This window comes from Staphylococcus sp. EG-SA-17, assembly GCF_017151845.1.
GTDB classification, from domain to species: domain Bacteria; phylum Bacillota; class Bacilli; order Staphylococcales; family Staphylococcaceae; genus Staphylococcus; species Staphylococcus aureus.
Genome location: NZ_JACVZO010000016.1, coordinates 35,523 through 56,605, shown reverse-complemented (window position 1 = coordinate 56,605; position 21,083 = coordinate 35,523). Strand labels below are relative to the sequence as shown.

Annotated in this window: 15 protein-coding genes; 3 read left to right on the top strand and 12 right to left on the bottom strand. The window is 32.5% G+C overall.

Annotated features, from left to right (window positions below):
* The 5 genes from sdrD to tadA form a co-directional block, all read right to left on the bottom strand.
* A partial coding sequence (gene sdrD / locus IDG65_RS08875; protein ID WP_050958612.1) for an MSCRAMM family adhesin SdrD occupies positions 1-3,259 on the bottom strand: 3,259 nt, incomplete at its 3' end.
* A 366-nt stretch (positions 3,260-3,625) separates the two neighbouring features.
* Positions 3,626-6,481, bottom strand: a complete 2,856-nt coding sequence (gene sdrC, locus IDG65_RS08870) for an MSCRAMM family adhesin SdrC (RefSeq protein WP_168754018.1) — start codon at positions 6,479-6,481, stop codon at positions 3,626-3,628.
* Positions 6,482-6,911: 430 nt separating this feature from the next.
* The gene (locus IDG65_RS08865) at positions 6,912-7,478 is read right to left on the bottom strand and encodes an NADPH-dependent FMN reductase (protein WP_052997679.1); all 567 of its coding nucleotides are present in this window, start codon (positions 7,476-7,478) and stop codon (positions 6,912-6,914) included.
* Between the two features lie 20 nt (positions 7,479-7,498).
* Entirely contained in the window at positions 7,499-8,368 is an 870-nt protein-coding gene (locus IDG65_RS08860; protein ID WP_000593361.1) for a Cof-type HAD-IIB family hydrolase, read from the bottom strand.
* Between the two features lie 146 nt (positions 8,369-8,514).
* Positions 8,515-8,985 (bottom strand): tRNA adenosine(34) deaminase TadA, encoded by a 471-nt coding sequence (tadA, locus tag IDG65_RS08855; protein ID WP_000180281.1) that lies wholly within the window; start codon positions 8,983-8,985, stop codon positions 8,515-8,517.
* A gap of 66 nt (positions 8,986-9,051) precedes the next feature.
* On the opposite strand from tadA, the gene IDG65_RS08850 reads away from it, so the two are divergent.
* Together IDG65_RS08850 and IDG65_RS08845 are read left to right on the top strand one after the other, a co-directional pair.
* Positions 9,052-9,669: a deoxynucleoside kinase gene (locus tag IDG65_RS08850; RefSeq protein WP_001039519.1), complete on the top strand. Its 618-nt coding sequence runs from the start codon at positions 9,052-9,054 to the stop codon at positions 9,667-9,669.
* Positions 9,662-10,324 carry a deoxynucleoside kinase gene (locus IDG65_RS08845; RefSeq protein ID WP_001067261.1) on the top strand — a complete coding sequence of 221 codons (663 nt, stop codon included), beginning with the start codon at positions 9,662-9,664 and terminating at the stop codon, positions 10,322-10,324. Before IDG65_RS08850 ends, IDG65_RS08845 begins: the two co-directional genes overlap by 8 nt.
* A gap of 115 nt (positions 10,325-10,439) precedes the next feature.
* On the opposite strand, the gene IDG65_RS08840 is transcribed toward IDG65_RS08845, so the two are convergent.
* From IDG65_RS08840 to IDG65_RS08815, 6 genes are all read right to left on the bottom strand, one after another.
* Entirely contained in the window at positions 10,440-11,123 is a 684-nt protein-coding gene (locus IDG65_RS08840; protein ID WP_000454780.1) for an HAD family hydrolase, read from the bottom strand.
* A 249-nt stretch (positions 11,124-11,372) separates the two neighbouring features.
* The gene (locus IDG65_RS08835; RefSeq protein ID WP_000076040.1) at positions 11,373-12,449 is read right to left on the bottom strand and encodes a branched-chain amino acid aminotransferase; all 1,077 of its coding nucleotides are present in this window, start codon (positions 12,447-12,449) and stop codon (positions 11,373-11,375) included.
* Between the two features lie 334 nt (positions 12,450-12,783).
* Complete coding sequence (locus IDG65_RS08830; RefSeq protein WP_000723301.1) at positions 12,784-13,749, bottom strand: NAD-dependent epimerase/dehydratase family protein; 966 nt, start codon at positions 13,747-13,749, stop codon at positions 12,784-12,786.
* Between the two features lie 213 nt (positions 13,750-13,962).
* Positions 13,963-15,600 (bottom strand): ribulokinase, encoded by a 1,638-nt coding sequence (locus IDG65_RS08825; protein ID WP_000122359.1) that lies wholly within the window; start codon positions 15,598-15,600, stop codon positions 13,963-13,965.
* Between the two features lie 158 nt (positions 15,601-15,758).
* The gene (gene hchA / locus IDG65_RS08820; protein ID WP_000076410.1) at positions 15,759-16,637 is read right to left on the bottom strand and encodes a glyoxalase III HchA; all 879 of its coding nucleotides are present in this window, start codon (positions 16,635-16,637) and stop codon (positions 15,759-15,761) included.
* A 265-nt stretch (positions 16,638-16,902) separates the two neighbouring features.
* Complete coding sequence (locus tag IDG65_RS08815; RefSeq protein WP_000250823.1) at positions 16,903-18,090, bottom strand: glycine C-acetyltransferase; 1,188 nt, start codon at positions 18,088-18,090, stop codon at positions 16,903-16,905.
* A 170-nt stretch (positions 18,091-18,260) separates the two neighbouring features.
* Between IDG65_RS08815 and IDG65_RS08810 the strand changes: the two genes are divergently transcribed.
* Entirely contained in the window at positions 18,261-19,436 is a 1,176-nt protein-coding gene (locus IDG65_RS08810) for a M20 family metallopeptidase (protein WP_000887920.1), read from the top strand.
* A gap of 281 nt (positions 19,437-19,717) precedes the next feature.
* Here IDG65_RS08810 and tuf read toward each other — a convergent pair whose 3' ends face one another.
* Complete coding sequence (gene tuf / locus IDG65_RS08805) at positions 19,718-20,902, bottom strand: elongation factor Tu (RefSeq protein WP_001040568.1); 1,185 nt, start codon at positions 20,900-20,902, stop codon at positions 19,718-19,720.
* Positions 20,903-21,083 lie beyond the last annotated feature (181 nt).

The following is a 21,083-nucleotide window of genomic DNA, read 5'->3' as shown; positions in this document are numbered from 1 at the left end:
CTGTTTGTGTTAAGCCAGCAGGCTTTTCAAAAATAACTTTGTATTTACCGCTATCTAAATTATCGAAACGATATTTACCATTTTCATCTGTTGTAGTTGTTCCAATTACTTCGCCTTTTTCATTTAATAAAGTAACTTTAACATCTTTGATACCTTTTTCAGTTGAATCTTGTTTGCCGTCTTTATTACTGTCGTACCAAACATAATCACCTAAACTATATTTTGGTGTTTTATAGAAACCACTGTCTAATGTCATGTTATCTGCATCTTTAATGACACCTGTTGTTGTTAAACCATTAGAATCTTTTTCAGTATCATTTCCAGAAGTTACTGAAGTTGGTGTATAACCTGATGGTGTCTCGAATTCAACTTTATAAGTTCCATTGTTTAAATCAGTGAATTGATATTTACCATTTTCATCTGTTGTAACTGTTTTTAAAACTTTGTCGTTTTCATCTTTTAACGTAACTGTTACACCTGAAATACCCTTTTCATCTTTATCTTGAACACCGTTTTTATTTGTATCTTCCCATACATAGTCACCTAAGTTGTAAGTCGGTTTGTAGAAACCAGAGTCAATAGTATCGTTATCTTTATCTTTAATGACACCTGTTGTTGATGTACCATTTGAATCTATACCTTCATCAGTTCCCGAACCTACTTGTGTTGGTGTGTAACCTGATGGTGTTTCGAATTCAACTTTATAAGTTCCATTTTCTAATCCAGTAAATTGATATTTACCATCTTTATCTGTTTTAGTTGTTTGTAAAACTTCACCGTTTTCATTTTTCAATGTAACTGTTACGCCTGAAATACCTTTTTCAGTTGAATCCTGCTTACCATCTTTATTTGTATCTTCCCATACATAATTACCTAAATTATATTTTGGTGTTTTGTAAAATCCACTATCTAATGTCATGTTATCAGCACCATTAATAACACCTGTTGTTGTTAAACCATTAGAGTCTTTTTCAATGTCGCTACCAGATGTTACTGTAGTCGGTGTATAGCCTTCTGGTGTAGTAAATTCAACTTTATAATTACCATTACCTAAATCAGTAAATTTATATTTGCCATCAGCGTCTGTTGTAACTGTTTTTAACACGTTACCGTTTTCATCTTTTAATGTTACCGTTACGCCAGATATACCTTTTTCATCTTGATCTTGAATACCATTTTTATTTGTATCTTCCCATACATAGTCACCTAAGTTGTATTTAGGTTTGTAAATACCTAAGTCTGCAGATAAGTTATCTTTGCCATTAACTGTAATAACTGAAGATAAGCCGTTTGAATCTAATTCTTCGTTATTACCTTGTTTTGAAGGGGTTACTTCATAACCTTTTGGTAAGTTTGAAAATTCTACACGGTAATCTCCATTAGGTAAGTTTGGAATCAAGTACCCTCCTTTTTCATCAGTAATCGTTCTTCCAACTTCTTTATTAGTTTTATTGTCATATGCAACCACTGTTACACCTTTTACTCCAACTTCCCCTAATTCTTGAATACCATTTTTATTTGTATCTTCCCAAACGTAGTTACCAATTTTATAGACTTCTTGACCAGCACCACCACTTTGGTTATTAGTAAATCCTAAAGCATTGCCAGTAGAAACGGATCTGTTTCCATCAGAAGTCAAAGTTGCCATTTGAACAAGTGTTGGACTTTCACTAGTTGTAAATTCAAATTTTGTATCCACCATAACTACATAAGAATTGTTAATGCTACCAAAATCAACATTTACACTGTCATTAGTTCCGTATGTAATCTTATCTTTAAATTGTTCAGTCACATCTATAAGTTGATTTGTATTAACATCATAACCTTTGTTTAAAACATAGTCTTTTGGTGCTTGATAAATTTTAATTTTAGTTACATTTTTATTTATTTGACCTACATTGTCAGGATAATCCTTATGATAAGCTTCAACTTTTAATTTAGCATTTGTTAAAGTTTTTTCCGATGGATTTACATAAACAGTCTGTATATAGTAACCCGGGTCTTCTGCATTACCTGCATGTGAAACAGTTTCAGTAAATGCTGAACCTATAGAATTATTATCTCTAGAAACATAATCTGGATATTGAATGTTAGCAGTTGTTTTTGTTGTAGTATTACCTATCGTAACATTAAACTCAACATCGTTTTTACTAACAGGAATTGTATCAGCATCCATATAAATTGAATAATTAATTCCCATTTGTACAGAATTAAATCTATCTACATAATCTGTAAATGTATATGTAATTAAATTATTTGCAGTATCATGTTTTGCAGTCGCAATTGTTTCACCATTATTTGGATCTTTAATATCTCCAATATTTTTAATATCTTCCGGATTCAATCCATATACTTGTACTGTATCTGAGTATTTTATTGTGAAATAATCACCTGATTTAACTTTGTCATCAACTTTAATTTGTGATTTTAATGCTAGATAATCTTGTGCTGGTACGATTTTATTGTTTTTATCTGCATCAACGACAGTTAATGTTGTATTTGATGTGATTAAATCATTAACATTTTTAGCCTCTGTTGATGATGGCTGTACTGCTGCTATACGCATTCTTGTATTCAAACGTTTAGGTGCTGTACTTTTTGGCAAAATGATATCTGCATTATTTTCATTATTTGAATTACTATTGTTATCAACAAGAGTTTCATCATTACTCTTGATAGCATCACTTTTAACATTTAATGTAGTTGATTCAGTTTTGGCATCTACCTTTTTGTTTTCCTCATTAGTTGGTTGAACATTTACCACTGATTTATTCTCTTGCAAATCAGGTTGTAACGCTTCTTGATTACTTATAGTTTGTTTAGTGTTTAAATCTTCATTCGTAGATTTTGGTGAAGCTTGCTCATCTGATTTGGCAGTTGAAACTTCAACTTTATTTCCAGTGGTAGATTGTACACTTTCTTTTTCTATTAATTTATTCCCATTTGAAGTCGTTTCATTACCTTGAGATGATACCATTTCTTTTTGATTATCATTTTTAGTATTGTCTTCTTGATTTAGTTGCTGCATATCAACTTTATCACTCGATTGATTATCACTTGCTGAAGTTGTCGCTTCGTTCAATTCTTTATTAGTACTTTCTGCAGCCTTTGCTTCTTGGTTCCCCAGACCAAAAATTAATGTTGTACCTACTAAAATTGATGCTGTTCCCACTGTGTACTTTCTAATCGAAAATTTATTTAATCGATTGGATACCATGCCTTTTCTTGTTATTGCCGTTTTATTTTCTCTGTTTAGCATTAGATTACTCCTAATTCATCAAATTTTTAAATAATACAATTGTTTTAAATACAAAAATGTATATCAATATAGTATTACATTTTTAGATAAAGCACAATACTTTAATTATTTTTCTTTATCGTAAAACGTTATTTAACATTCGTGTTTAAATAAAAATTTTTATGCGTTTTGTAATCTTTATTTAATTATCATAAAAAATAGTATTATTTGCCCTTAAAATTAATATCTTAGCTTTTCTAATTCATAGACAATTACATTTCTGTAACAAATTAAATTGTATCTATTCCTTAAAGATTTTTTGTTTTATATCTGGGAATTTCTAAACAGAAAAAACCAGGCCACATGGACCTGGTTAAGTTAATCATATTATTTATTTTGTTTTTTACGACGACCGAATAACAATAATGATCCTAATGCCGCGAATAATCCACCGAATAATGTGCCATTATTTGAATTATTATTTTCACTACCTGTTTCTGGTAATGCTTTAGCTGTTTTATGCTGATCTTTAACCGTACTCATTGGTTTAGCCGGAGTATGTTTACCTGCATCTGAATCTGAATCGTTGTCTGAGTCCGAATCGCTATCTGAATCTGAGTCGCTGTCTGAATCTGAGTCGCTGTCTGAATCTGAGTCGCTGTCTGAATCTGAATCGCTATCCGAGTCTGAGTCGCTATCTGAGTCTGAGTCGCTATCTGAATCTGAATCTCTGTCTGAATCTGAATCTCTGTCTGAGTCTGAGTCGCTATCTGAATCTGAGTCGCTGTCTGAATCTGAATCGCTATCTGAATCTGAGTCGCTATCTGAATCTGAATCGCTATCTGAATCTGAGTCGCTATCTGAATCTGAGTCGCTGTCTGAATCTGAGTCGCTATCTGAGTATGAGTCGCTATCTGAGTATGAATCGCTGTCCGAATCTGAGTCGCTATCTGAGTCTGAGTCGCTATCTGAGTCTGAATCGCTGTCTGAATCTGAGTCGCTATCTGAGTCTGAATCGCTGTCCGAATCTGAGTCGCTATCTGAGTCTGAGTCGCTGTCCGAATCTGAGTCGCTATCTGAGTCGCTATCTGATGTTTCTTCTTCGTAGTAACCATTATCAAGTGTGAAATCATCATGATCCGTAATTGTTACATCAACTTCGCCACCATCGGCATCTTTATCATCTTCAGTTGTATTTGTACCTGTTTGAGTTAAGCCAGCAGGTTTTTCAAAGATAACTTTGTATTTACCACTATCTAAATTATCAAAGCGGTATTTACCATTTTCATCTGTTTCAGTTGTACCAATTACTTCGCCTTTTTCGTTTTGCAAAGTAACTTTAACACCTTTAATTCCTTTTTCAGTCGAATCTTGTTTACCATCTTTATTACTGTCGTACCAAACATAATCACCTAAACTATATTTTGGCGTTTTGTAGAATCCACTATCTAATGTCATGTTGTCAGCGTCTTTAATGACACCTGTTGTAGTTAGTCCATCAGAATCTACAGCATCATCTGTACCTGCATTTGCAGTTGTCGGTGTATAACCGGCTGGTGTTGAAAACTCTACACTATAAGTTCCATTGCTTAAACCAGTGAACTGATATTTACCATTTTCATCTGTTGTCGTACGATCTAATTCTTTACCGTTACTATCTTTAAGAATGACATAAACACCTTTAATCCCTTTTTCATTGGCATCTTGTTTACCATCTTTATTTGTATCTTCCCATACATAGTCACCTAGATTATATTTCTTTTGGTCGCCATTAGCAGTTGATGAGCCATTCACATTTGAATAACTGTTTGACCAACTACTTTTTCCATTTTGTGTTTCTAAAGTATAATCAATTTTCCCATTATCTGTTGAACTATTATCTGGATAAGCAACTTGTTGAATGATGTATTGTTTATCACTACTAGATTGACCATTCAATAAATCTACTGTCGCCGTCTTATTATCATTACTGTATGTAATTTTAAATTTATCAGTGACATCTGTAAGTTTTGAAGTATCTGGGGTGAAACTATCCACAAACTGATTTTGGTTAGTTACTTCATAAATTTTAAAGTTTTTAGCATCTGGATTAAATTTATAACCAGTTAAATTTGTTACTAATGTTTCTTTTGTATATTTATTTTTAGGTTGGTTTACATAAACAGTCATATTACGTGATAAATCTTCATTGTTAATATAGTTTGTACTTGAAATGAGTTGTTGTCCTTTTTTATTACCATAATCGACAATGACGTCTTTACTATATTTATCGTTTCCTAATGTAACTTCCATTTTATAAGCAGTTTTATCAGTTGTTGCATTTTCACGTTTGGCGAATGAAACTTGTTCAAAGCTACCGCTAACATTTGTATATTGATCTACATAATTCGTAAAAGTATACGTTGTTGTATTTGTTTTACTATCGTAAATACCTTTTGCAATAATATTACCTTGGGCATTATATAAATTTTGATTTTGTGCAGGTAATCTTACAGAACCTGGACGGAAATATTGACCATATTTAAAAGTAAATGTATCGCCCTCTTTAACAGAATCATCGATTGTGTAATTCGCTTTTAATTTTAAAACATCACTTGAAGTTGCCCAAAATTCAGTTTTGCCAGTATCTTTATTTAAGTGTCCTTTATCAATAGCAATATCAATATTTGAAAAATGAACTTTATCATTAACATTTGTACCTTGTTGTGGTGCTGCTACTGTGTTCACAGCCATACGGTTTAATGTTCTTGGTTTAATAGTCGTTGTTTTAGGAGTAGCTGAAACATCTTTAGCCTGTGTTAAATTACTTTTATCAGTTTCATTACTATATGTAGTTGATGATTTATCATTTGTTGTTACATTGCTAGTTTGTGTAGTAGATTGATTAGCTGTAGCGTTTTGTGGTGATTGCATGTTACTACTAGTTTCTTTAACTGTTGCACTATCACTCATTGTCACTTTAGGCTGATCTGCAGTTGCAGTTTGCGTATTGTCTTTTAGTTGACGACTATCAACTTTTTCAGTTGTTTTATTCTCACTTGTGCCTGTCGTTTCATTTTTTGATTGATTTAATTCTCCATTCGTATGTTCTGCCGCTTTAGCTTCATGACCACTTAACCCAAAAATCAATGTTGTCCCTACTAAAATTGAAGCAGTACCTACAGAATACTTTCTTATCGAAAATTTGTTTAATCGATTTGGTATCATGCCTTTTCTATTTGTTGCTGTCTTTTTATTATTCATTTAATAATACTCCTTTAAAATATCAAAATTTGATAAATATAATATTTTGCATATATAAATTTCTGCATTACTATCGTAATATAAATTTCAATAAAGTGCAATACTTTAATTATTTTTCTTTATTTTACAATGTTATTTGCTACAAATATTAATATGAATTCCAGTTTAAGAATTGCAATTTTTAATACTTTTTTTCTTTAATTGCTTTAAATTATTTATCTATATTTTTAAAACTCACTTTTAATCTAAGCTTGTTTTCAATTCGCTATTACATCTTATTTTAATTAATAACATTGCTCACAACAGTAATCTCAAAGGCTTACTATTGGTGCATTAGAACAAAAAATAGGCATGTGACTTAAAAGCATTCTCAATGAAATACCTTAAGCTACATACCTATTTTTAATGTATATTTACATATTTTTTAATATTATTTTAAATGTTCATATGGACTATTATTCACAAAAGATACAATTTGATCGACAAATAATCTTGCTCGTAATTGGAATTCACTATCATTTAAGTAATATGAACCATCTTCATTTTTAGCAAAATCAGAATCATGTGTTGCTATTTGAGTTGGTACAGCAATGCCTAGTAAACTTCTGACGATTACTCTTAAATGTGACAATGGCTCTGAACTAACAATACCACCACTATTTCCTATTAAGCCTACAGGTTTCATTTTAAAATAATCCATATTTAGATGATCTAATGCATTTTTCAATATTCCAGAATATGAACCATGATAGTTTGGCGTTCCTAATATTAAAAAGTCCGCCGCCATTGCTTTCTCTTTTAAATCTTTCATATTTTGTTTGATTTCATCAATAGACGGTGTTGTTCCTGAAAAATCTAATTGATTTAACGGTTTTTCTGCTAAATCGAATATTTCCGCTTCAATATCATGTGTTTTAAAATGCTCAGTTAAGTATCTTGCTAGTGCACTTGTATGTGCATTCACTTGTGCACTGCCAATAATAATTAATCCTTTCATATTTGACCCCTCTTTTTTTATTAAACTTGTTGTTCACGTAATAATTTCATAATAGCTTTTCCAACACCACTATTTTCATTCGTATCTGTGACATATTTCGCTATTTTTTTAACTTCTTCTGCACCATTTTCCATCGCAACTGGATAGCCAACTTTCTCTAACATTGATAAGTCATTTAAATTGTCACCTATTGCCATGACATCTTTCATTTCAATCCCTAATCTTTCGGCAATTGTTTCTAGCGCAATACCTTTTTGTGCATCTGAATGCGTTATTTCTATATTTCCTCTCGAAGATGATGATATAGCTAAATTCGGAGATTCAGCTAAAATTTTACTAGCTTTGTCAATTTTTTCTAAATTTCCATCAAATGCTAATATTTTCATAATTAATTCACCAGGTATGTTTTCAATAGCATCATAATTATCAACAACTTTCAACGTACCATTATCTATGCGTCTTTGAATACCATTTTTAATACGCTCAACGTTTGCATGTTGACCTGCACGCTCAGCAATATCTATGTAAATGTCTAAATCTCTTTGTGGATCTTCAGTATAAATCGCACGACTCGTGTATACTTGATAATAAATACCTGCATCTTTTAAAACATTTGTAATTTTGTGTACTAACGATTTATTAAGGTGTGAAGTGCTCATTACATTGAAAGTTTCATCACGTACTTCAGCACCATTCAAACAAATATATGGTACTGTTAAATCTGTGTCAGCAACTGGTGCTTGTGCTTCATAAAATGCTCGACCTGTCGCGATAACAACCGTTATCCCTTGTTCTTGAGCGTATTTAATCGCATCAATATTAGGTTGAGAAATTTCATGTGCTGCATTAAGTAGCGTACCATCCATATCAGTGGCTATTAGTTTTATCATTATGTTACCTCGTTTCGTAAATTTAAAATCTTGTTCTTAAATAAGAATATATACTCAGCGCACATACTTTTCTATTAACATTTATATTGTCATTAATTTATCATATAATGTAATTCTAACAAATTTTAATTAGTATGTACTATCGTCTAATTGGTGGATTTCTTATTGGCTCTTAAGTTTTTAAAAAATGTTGTTAATAATGTGCTACATGCTTCTTTAAGTACACCTTTATCAACAATTGCACGATGATTAAAATTAGATTGTTGCAATAAATTCATTAAACTGCCACTACAACCACCTTTAGGATCATCTGCGCCATAGACGACTCTTGGAATGCGACTCATTACAATTGTTCCTGCGCACATGACACATGGTTCTAAGGTTACATATAATGTGCAACCTTCTAAACGCCAACTACCTAACACTTTGGCTGCACGTTCAATTGCAATATGTTCAGCATGCGCCGTTGGTTGTTGTAGTGTTTCTCTTAAATTATGTGCTCTAGCGATAACTTCATCATCTTTAGTGATGATAGCACCTATAGGTACTTCGCCTAGTTGAGCTGCTTTTTTAGCTTCTTCAATCGCTAATGTCATAAAATATATATCATTTGTCATTTATGTCCAGATACCTCACTTATGGTACAATACTCAATGTCTATTTTAACATTTGGAGATGTGAATATGAACAAACCTTTTATAGCAATTGAAGGTCCTATTGGCGTAGGTAAATCTTCACTTGCACACAAATTAAGTCAAACTTTAGATTTTTATGAAGAAAAAGAAATCATCACAGAAAATCCATTTTTATCAGACTTTTATGAAGATATCTCTAAATGGAGTTTTCAAACTGAAATGTTCTTTTTATGCAATAGATATAAGCAATTTCAAGATGTAACACAACTAAATCAAGGTGTAGTTAGTGATTATCATATACATAAAAATAAGATATTTGCTAAAAATACTTTGAGTTCTGTTGAATTTCAGAAATTCAGTAAAATTTATGATATTTTAACTGAAGATATGATTATGCCGAATATGATTATCTTTTTAGATGCAGACCTTGATGTGTTAAAATCTAGAATTGCTAAACGTAACCGTAGTTTTGAGCATCAAATAGAAGATGAATATCTGTTAAAGTTAAAAAAAGATTATCGTGAGTATTATGAGTCCTTACAAAGTAATGGTTCAAATGTAGTTTTAATCGATACAACTTCTATTGATTTTCTTAAAAATGAACAAGATTACGAAGATATATTACATATTATATTACCTATGATAGGAGATATTACCAATGAATAATTACGGTATTCCACAAAATGCCATTATAACCATTGCAGGTACAGTTGGTGTTGGAAAATCAACACTAACGCAAGCACTTGCAGATAAATTAAACTTTAAAACGTCTTTTGAAAATGTCGAGCATAATCCATATTTAGATAAATTTTACAGCGATTTTGAACGATGGAGTTTCCATTTGCAAATTTACTTCTTAGCTGAACGTTTTAAAGAACAAAAGCGTATGTTTGAATATGGTGGTGGCTTTGTCCAAGATCGATCAATTTATGAAGATGTTGATATTTTTGCAAAAATGCATGAAGAAGAAGGCACAATGAGTAAAGAAGATTTCAAAACATATTCAGACTTATTTAATGCCATGGTCATGACACCTTATTTTCCTAAACCTGATGTAATGATTTATTTAGAATGTAACTATGATGAGGTCATTGATCGTATTATTGAACGTGGTCGCGAAATGGAAATTAATACAGACCCTGAATACTGGAAAAAGCTATTTAAACGCTATGACGATTGGATTAATAGCTTTAATGCATGTCCAGTTGTACGTATCAATATTAATGAATATGATATCCATAAGGACCCCGAATCTTTAAATCCTATGATAGACAAAATTGCTCGAATTATTCAAACATATCGACAAGTAGATACACGATAAAAGACTAAAGACATAGCGTATATGTTTATATTCAATGTATATTCCATAGATATCATCGATTACATTATCAATTCTATCGAATACATTAATTCACATATACACTATGTCTTTCTTTTTAATTTAAAGCTTCTAAAATATCTGCCGCACTATTTAAAATAATATCAGCTTCATGTAATTCTTCTTTTGTTGCAATACCTGTTAATACACCTATTGCCATACCTAAATTTGCATTACTTGCTGTCTTCATATCATTAGCAGTGTCTCCTACTATAGCTACTTTCTGAGGATCTACATTATATTGCTCAAATAAAGGCGATAATACTTTAGGATTTGGCTTCTCATAGGCATCCGCTTCGGTAGAAATGATCAAATCGAACAACGAGATAGCATTGGTATGTGCTAAAAATTGTTCTACACCTTTTTTAGTATCACTCGTAACAATACCAAGTTGATAGCCTTTTGCTTTCAAATCGATAAGTGCTTCTTTAACACCTTCTACCCAATTAATTTCAGGAATACGTTCATCTACCAGCTTTTGACTTGTTGACTTGGACCAGTCGGTTGTATCTTGTCCCGTCACATCATTAAATGCCTGGATAATTTGTTGTAAAGATCCTGAACCCATCACTGATTTTGGATCAATAGATTCTTTAATGACACCGAGTTGTCTTAAAGCAGCTTCTTTATTATGTACTGGGAAAGTCTCAAGCAATGATTGTACAAATCGTACCCCTATTTTTTCCCAACTTCTATCAAATTCAATTAACGTACCATCTTTATCAAATAATATCCATTCCATTGATATCAATACTCCTATTTATTTATTTCGTATTATGCTGATTCTATGATATTCGTTATCCCCTGAAAATGAACTCGTAGTATTGTTCTATTTAAATATTGAATTAAATATAATAATAAGTGAAATCCCCTTCAATACTTAACAATAAACATTGTAAACTTAATTTATTACCATGCTTCGCTTCATTGAAAGGGATTTTAGTCATGATTAACTTTTACATATTGTTTTCATGATTATATTCAATTTTTATTAATATTTTGGTACAACGACTCTCCAACCATTTTTATCTTCTAAAGTACCATTTTGAATACCAGTATAGACGTCGTATAATTTTTGAGTAATTTCACCAGTCTCATTATTATTAATAACGATTTCACGATCTTCGTATCTCAATGTACCCACAGGTGAAATAACTGCTGCAGTACCACTACCAAATACTTCTGTTAACTCACCTTTATCATATGATTCGAATAATTCATCGATTGAAACGCGGCGCTCTTCGACTTCATATCCTAAGTTTTTAGCTAATTCGATAATAGATTTACGTGTAATACCAGGTAAAATACTGCCATTCAACTCTGGTGTAATTACTTTGCCATTTTCAACGAAGAAAATGTTCATGCTACCAACTTCTTCGATATATTTCTGTTCAACACCATCAAGCCATAATACTTGGTCATAACCTAATTTATTTGCATTAGTTTGTGCTAATAAACTTGCCGCATAGTTACCTGCAACTTTTGCAAAGCCTACACCGCCACGAACAGCACGTACATATTCATCTTCTACATAGATTTTAGTTGGTTTTAAAGTCTCACCACCATAATATGCACCTGAAGGAGATAAAATAATTAATAATTTATACTGATGTGATGCACCAACGCCAAGTGCCCCTTCTGTTGCAAAAACAAATGGACGAATATATAATGATTGACCTTCCCCTTCAGGAATCCAATCTCTTTCTATATCAACTAATTGTTTTAACCCCTCTAACAATTCTGCTTCGTCTACTTGAGGCATTTCTAATCGTGCTAACGAGTTATTAAGACGCTTAAAATTTTCTTCAGGACGGAAAAGTGCAACTTCCCCATCTTTTTTATATGCTTTTAATCCTTCGAATACCGATTGACCATAATGAACACCTTGTGCAGCAGGTGAAATTTCAATAGGACCATAAGGTACTATCTTCAAATCATGCCATCCTTTTTCTGCATCATAATCATAACTCAACATATAATCAGTAAAATATTTACCAAAACCTAGTTGAGATGTATTTGGTTTTTGTTTTAATGTTTCTCGTCGTTCAACTTTAACTGCTTGTGACATGGTGATTGCCTCCTAATAATATTGTATAAGAATTTGTTTAACTTAAATTATAACAATCCATATTTTGCTGTTCAACAAATTTTCTAAAAATTCAAAATTAATTAACAGATTTCTAGAAAGACTATATCTTTTAGTATAAACGTATTAATTTCACAGAGACAAGTAATCTGTGTTTTACTAATATACTTTACATACAAAAAACTCTTTACTTTAAAATGAACTAAGCTCGCGAATTCAATAAGTATAATGAATAATATTAGAATTCATGCACTAGTTTATTAAAATAAAGAGTAATTTAAAATATCATTCCGTGTATTAAAGTGAATGGAAATGATTAGTTATTATTTTTAACAGTATCTTTTTGTTCAATAGCTTCTAACATTAATTTAGTCATGCTCGCTAAATCATATTTAGGATCAAATCCCCATTCGCCACGTGAACAGCTTGTATCAATAGAATCCGGCCAACTATTAGCGATACCTTGTCTAATAGGATCAACATCGTAATCTAATGTAAAATTTGGATAGTATTCTTGAATTGCTTCTTTTACCATCTCTGGATCAAAACTCATTGCGCTCAAATTATAACCGTTTCTAGTTTCTAATTTAGCGTCGTCTGCTTCCATAAGTTTAATAATTGCTTCAATTGCATCATCCATATACATCATATCCATATACGTGCCTTTATCTATGAAGCTTGTATAATGACCCTCTCTTACTGCTTTGAAGTATATTTCAACAGCATAGTCTGTAGTACCGCCACCTGGCTCTTTAACATGCGAGATTAAACCTGGGAATCTAACACTTCTTGTATCTACACCAAAACGTTTGAAATAGTATTGACACAATAATTCTCCAGCTACTTTATTTACACCATACATTGTCGTAGGTTGCTGAATCGTTACTTGTGGCGTATTAACTTTAGGAGTTGAGTCTCCAAATGCACCAATTGAACTTGGTGTGAAAAAGTGCAAATTATAAGTTCTTGCAGCTTCTAATGCATTCATTAATCCACCCATATTTAAATCCCAAGCTAGAATTGGATTTTTCTCAGCAGTTGCTGATAATAATGCTGCCATATGCATTAGACTATCCGCTTCAAAGTCCCTAACTAACTCAAACATACGGTCACGATCTGTTACGTCTAAGATTTCAAATGGTCCATTTTGTACAGGTGAGTCTGCTTCAGGTTCCCTAATATCTGTAGCAAGAACATTATCTGTCCCATAAATTTCTCTGCACTTAACAACTAATTCTGTACCAATTTGTCCTAATGCACCAGTAATCATAATTTTTTTCATAGAAATATCTCCTTTGTCTCTTCTATATAGCTATAGTCCATCACAAGCGGACATAATATTCATTTTCATAATAATTATAATATAAAAGCGCTTTCTTGTATATATGACATGTACATGTTGCTGATATTTCTGTAAATGGAAATTCTAGTTGTATTAATTGATTTTAGTAATTTATAGCGTTTATTATTGCTAATTACTGTCAAATTAAATTTTTTATCCCTCAACTCTTAAACTCTGGATATCTTTCATTATATTAGCTTTTTTATAACCATGGATATCATGTAAAGCCTTATAAGCTTTAAATAATGTTTCATACCTTTGTACTTTTTCCGCTTCTGGATTAATTTCGTATAAAATTGGCTCTTTCATAGCATCAACTGCATCATTAATTGAATTATGTGCGCCACCACTGACTGCACCTAATATTGCTGCGCCTATTGCTGGTGCATACTCACTATCCATAACAATTAATTTTTTATTCAGTACATTCGCATAGATATCCATCATAACAGCATTCTTTTTAGGTATACCGCCACATGCAAATACCTTTTCTACTTCCATATGCCAATCTTGATACTGTTGCATAATCATCTTAGTACCAAATGCTGTAGCTTCTAAATATGCTCTATAAATATCCTCATGCTTAGTTTGTAAAGTTAATCCAAAGATACAACCTGTTAAATTGCTATCACTTAATACACTTCGATTTCCATTATGCCAATCAAGAGCAATGAGCCCGCTTTCACCTGGCATTTGATGTTTTATCTTTTCATTCATTAATTCAAATACAGTCATATTTCTATTTGCTGCTTCATCTACATATGACTTTGGTGCTTGCTTAGCGACATACTCAAACAAATCACCTACTGCTGATTGTCCCGCTTCATAAGCAAATAATTCTGGAATAATTGCTCCTTTTACAGAACCTGATATACCTGGCACTTGATGTTGCTTTTCATTTAACATAAGATGGCATGTGCTTGTTCCCATCACCATAGTCATTTCTTTATCTTTTTCAGACCCAATACCTAATAAACTAGCATGGGCATCAATAATAAAAGGACTTACCATAGTCTCTTTTGATAATCCTAATTTCTGTGCCATTTTATCGTCCAGCTTCCCTACTACTTCACCAATATTAACAACCGGTGCAGATACTTTATCTTGAATTACTTTTGATAATTTGGGGTCTATTTTATCAAATAAATCATAATGAAACCCTGTTTCTTCTTCCCAAAATGCTTTGAAACCTAATCCACAATTCGAGCGTACATTTTTATTAGTTAATTTATTTACAATCCAATCGCCCGCTTCCATAATATAAGCCGTTTTTTCCATAATTTCTGGTGCTCGATTCATGACCTCCATTATTTTGGGAATCATCCATTCACTACTAACATTATATCCATAATGGCCTAACCACTTATTATTATTTTCAATAGCAGTTTGATATAATTTCTCTGCCTCTTTATATGCACCATGATGTTTCCAAAGTTTCACATACGCATGTGGATTGTTTTTAAATTGTTTTAAATTATGTACCGGGTTAAGGTTTTCGTCAGTAAAAATAATAGTAGATGAAGTAAAGTCTATACCAATACCTACTATATTGACTGGATCTATTTTTGATTCACGTACTATATATGATATTCCTTCTTCCATAATTTCTAAATAATCATTACTATTTTGAAGTGCATATGTATATGGTATTTTCAAACCATTTAATTCACTCTCAATGACACCATGTGTATATGGTTTCACAAATTTTGATACTACTTGACCGTTAGTTGTATTAATTAAAAACACACGGCCTGAAGCTGTTCCATAATCAATTCCAATGCTATAAGACATCATGTTTCCTCCATATCGCTAGTTGCGGTTATTAGTTTTGCAAGCGTTTTCTTAAATCATACTCATAATAGGTTCTATTTTACAAGTATCACTTAAATTTTGCCAAAAAAAAGAGCCCTCATACATTTACATATGAGGCTCCTCTAATTAATATTTAATTATTTATTTTGTATTGCATTTAACATTTCATTAACTGCTAATTTTCCTAACTCATTTGAAGCTAAAGGACTGTCACCTGTTAATAATTTACGATCTTTTAACGTTCTGCCTGTCATATCGTCGTTAACTACTTTTAATCCTTGTTTAGTTAGTAAATCAGCAACTAACCATTTCAAGCGTCCAGGTAAATAACCTATTTCAATATTTGCACCTTCATCTAATGAGTCAGGGAAGACACAAACAGAATATCCTTCTAATGGAGATTTTTCTCTGTTAAGCCCTGCTGAAAGTAGTGCTGCTGGTCCATGACATAATGTAACTATAAAGCGGTCATTGTCTAATGCCCAATCTAATGTTTGTTGAACGTCCTCACTTTCAGAAATACCAACAACTGCAGCATGTCCGCCTGGGATAAAGACAGATAAATAGTCTGAATCAGGTCCTAATTCATTTTTAATCACATCTGCTAATTTTTTTGGCTGTTTTAATTTTTCTTTCAATTTATTATAAGTACTAATAACTGCCTCGTCTTCAGTTGGCATAGCCCATAATTCTAATTTAACTGGATAACCAGATAATGTCGCAACATCAACGTCAAAACCTGCTTCCATTAAATGATGTAAAGGTAATAACATTTCAACAGGATGATTACCCGTAGAGAACATTTTTCCATTTTCCAATAATACATATCTCTCTTCAGCAGCAATCATCAATACTTTCCATTTACCATCTTTATAGGCACCTTTGTGTTCAACACCATCAAAATCTGTTTTAGTTGCTGTATATTGACTAAGGGAATATGGTGATGGGAAAAATGCGTTATCTTCTGCTTTATCTGGCGTTGGTTGCTTACTTAATTCATTTACATCTTGTGACATAGTTTATTCCTACTTTCTCTATATAGTTACTACTAGTATAGACATATACTACACACTATAAACATGTATTACTATTAAAATGCTCATTATCAAAAATAATCAAAATGAATTTCTTTGTAAAAAATACAACTAAATTCTACAAGATGCTTTTAAAATTCAAACTTTAATTTTTGGGGAGCACTAAACATTGTTATAAGAACTTACTGTTAATAAACTAAACATTAAAAAAGCCCACGACAATATTTGCCGTGGGAATAAATAAATATTAAATCAACTTCATTTCTTTTCCTACTTTTTCATAAGCCGCAATTGCTTCATCTAACATGTCTTTTGTATGTGCAGCTGTAGGCATATTTCTTACACGTCCTGTACCTCTTGGTACTGTTGGGAAAACGATAGATTTCACATAGACACCTTCGTCTTTTAAACGCTTACTAAATTCTTGAGTTGTTTTTTCATCACCAATAATTACTGGTGTAATTGGAGTTTCTGACTCACCTGTATCATATCCTAATTTTGACAATCCATTTTTTAAATATTGTGCATTGTCCCATAATTTATCATGTAATTCAGTTGAATCCATTAACTTTTTAACTGCTTCAGTTATTGCTTTGGTATCCCCAGGTGCTAATGATGTAGAGAATAAGAATGGTCGTGATTGTGCTTTTAACCAATCTATTAACTCTTTTGTACCTGCTACATAACCGCCAACGACACCAATTGCTTTAGAAAGCGTACCTATTTGGAAATCGATTTTATCTTGTAAACCAAAATGTTTAACCGTACCAGCGCCTTTACCCATAACACCTGAACCATGAGCGTCGTCAACATAAGTTAATAAACCAAATTCTTCTGCAATTTCTACAATTTCAGGTAATTTAGCCACATCACCATCCATACTAAAAACGCCATCAGTGATATACATCACTTTATTGTATTGACCTGATTCAACTGCTTCTTTTGCTTTCGCACGTAAATCATCCATGTCTGAATGGTTAACTCGAATAATTTTAGCTTTAGATAAGCGACATCCATCAATAATTGATGCATGATTAAGCTCATCTGATAAAATAGCATCATTTTTATTCATCACAGCCGAAATAGCAGCCATATTACAATTAAATCCTGATTGATAAGCTATTGCAGCTTCTGTTCCTTTAAATTTTGCTAGTGTTTCTTCTAATTCGTCGTGTAAATCTAATGTACCATTGATTGTACGAACAGCGCCTGCACCTACACCATGTGTATCAATAGCTGCTTTTGCAGCTGATTTCAAATCTTCATTTGTTGCTAGTCCTAAATAATTATTTGAAGATAAGTTAATGTATGATTTCCCATTGATTTTGATTTCTGGTCCGTTTGCACCTTCAATTGTATCTATTTCATTATACAAACCATTTTCTTTTAGATAATTTATATTTTCCTCTAAAAACTCATGTAATGATTGAACCACAGTATATAATCCCCCTTAAGTATTGTTTGGTAATACCTTTATCATACAGTAATTCTACATAACTTGAAAGCCTTATCATTCATAGATAAAATATCTCAAAGCAATCATTTAGTACGATAATTTCATAAAATGTTATACTATAAACATTATTTTAGAAAGTAGTGATAAGGGTGTTAGATTGGTTCCAACTAGCAAATAATAAAGAAAATAAAACAATTCAACTCAGACGTTATTTACACCAATATCCTGAGTTATCTTTTGAAGAATTTCAAACACATGATTATATTGTTAACCAATTAAGCCAGTTATCTTGTGATATTGAAACTCCTATCGGCCGCAATGGTATCAAAGCCACATTTAAAGGCTTGGGCACAGGACCTACCATTGCATTAAGAGCTGACTTTGATGCGTTACCTGTCGAGGAATTAAACGATGTGCCTTATAAGTCTAAAAATCCAGGATGTATGCATGCGTGTGGGCATGATGGTCATACAGCAATTTTACTTACTGTAGCAGAGATTTTAGATGAACATAAACATTTATTAGAAGGTAATGTTGTATTAATATTCCAGTACGGTGAAGAAATCATGCCAGGTGGTTCTCAAGAAATGATAGATGCTGGATGTCTGGAAAATGTAGATAGAATTTACGGTACACATTTATGGAGTGGTTATCCTACTGGAACTATTCATTCACGTGCGGGGGCAATCATGGCCTCTCCAGATGAATTTAGTGTCACAATTAAAGGTCGTGGCGGTCATGGTGCCAAACCTCATGAAACCATTGACCCAATAGTAATCATGGCAGAGTTCATTTTAAGTGCACAAAAAATAATTTCACGTACGATCGATCCAGTTAAACAAGCTGTACTTTCATTTGGAATGATTCAAGCAGGCACCACAGATAGCGTTATTCCTGATCAAGCATTTTGTAAAGGTACAGTTAGAACTTTCGATTCAGATATACAGAATCATGTAATGGACAAAATGGATAAGCTTTTACAAGGTTTAGCAATAGCAAATGATATTAACTATGATTTGAATTATATTAAAGGGTATTTGCCTGTCCATAATAACGAGAAAGCATATCAAGTTATTAAAGAAGCAACAAATGACTTACATGTACGCTTTAATGAATCAGATTTAATGATGATTGGAGAAGATTTTTCACATTATTTGAAAGTACGACCAGGTGCATTCTTTCTGACTGGTTGTGGTAATGAAAGTAAAGGTATTACAGCGCCACACCATAATCCCAAATTTGATATTGATGAAAAATCATTAAAATACGCTGTAGCTGTATTTTTAAAAATCATTGAATTAGAGCAAGTATTTAAAACAAATTAAGCATTTAAATTAATTGAAAGATATGAATCTGAGACATAAACTAATGAAATGCTCCCTTCAAAGTAGACATTGAAAAAATGAAAACTTTGAAGGGAGCATTTTACAATGTCCAAGACTCAACAATTTTATTTAAACAGTATTATCAGTTATAAGTTTTATTAGTCAGTCTTTCATCAATTATTGTTCTTCTAAATCGAATAGCCATTACAAAATTTACACATTAAAAAAAGACCCCTCGATTGAGGGATCTTCTTTTTATATAAAATCTAAGAAATTAGAAATTATTTAATGATTTCAGTAACAACGCCTGATCCTACAGTACGTCCACCTTCACGGATTGAGAAACGAGTACCGTCTTCAATCGCGATTGGAGCGATTAATTCTACTGTCATTTCAACGTTATCACCAGGCATTACCATTTCAGTACCTTCTGGTAAGTGAACAACACCAGTTACGTCAGTAGTACGGAAATAGAATTGTGGACGATAGTTTGAGAAGAATGGAGTGTGACGTCCACCTTCGTCTTTTGATAATACGTATACTTCTGCTTTGAATTCAGTATGTGGTGTAATTGAACCAGGAGCAGCTAATACTTGACCACGTTGTACGTCTTCACGAGCAACACCACGTAATAATGCACCAATGTTGTCACCAGCTTCAGCGTAGTCTAATAATTTACGGAACATTTCAACACCTGTAACAGTTGTTTTAGATGTGTCATGTAAACCGATGATTTCAACTTCTTCACCAACTTTGATTTGACCACGTTCAACACGGCCTGTAGCAACAGTACCACGACCAGTGATTGAGAATACGTCCTCAACTGGCATCATGAATGGTTTGTCAGAATCACGTTCTGGAGTTGGAATGTAAGTATCTACAGCTTCCATTAATTCTAAGATTTTTTCTTCGTATTGAGCATCGCCTTCTAAAGCTTTTAATGCTGAACCAGCGATTACAGGTACATCGTCACCTGGGAAGTCATATTCGCTTAATAAGTCACGAACTTCCATTTCTACTAATTCTAATAATTCTTCATCGTCAACCATGTCAACTTTGTTTAAGAATACTACTAATGCTGGTACACCAACGTTACGTGATAAAAGAATGTGTTCACGAGTTTGTGGCATTGGACCGTCAGCAGCAGATACTACTAAGATACCGCCGTCCATTTGAGCAGCACCAGTGATCATGTTTTTAACGTAGTCAGCGTGTCCTGGGCAGTCAACGTGAGCGTAGTGACGTTTGTCAGTTTGGTACTCAATGTGAGAAGTATTGATTGTGATACCACGTTCTTTTTCTTCTGGAGCGTTGTCAATCATGTCATATGATTGTGCAACTGAGTCACCATTTTTTGCTAATACAGTAGCGATTGCTGCTGTTAATGTTGTTTTACCATGGTCAACGTGACCGATAGTACCGATATTGGCATGTTCTTTAGAACGATCGAATTTTTCTTTTGCCATTATAAAATCTCTCCTATTCTAATTAAAAATAATATTTAAATTTATCTCTCATGATAGTTTCTCACCATCATGAGAAATTATTTATAGCGATGCAAAAAGAATTTTACAATTCTTTTATAATGCATTCACCCCAAAAAATCAAACTATAAAGATGATAGCTTACATTTAAGCTCACCTTGTA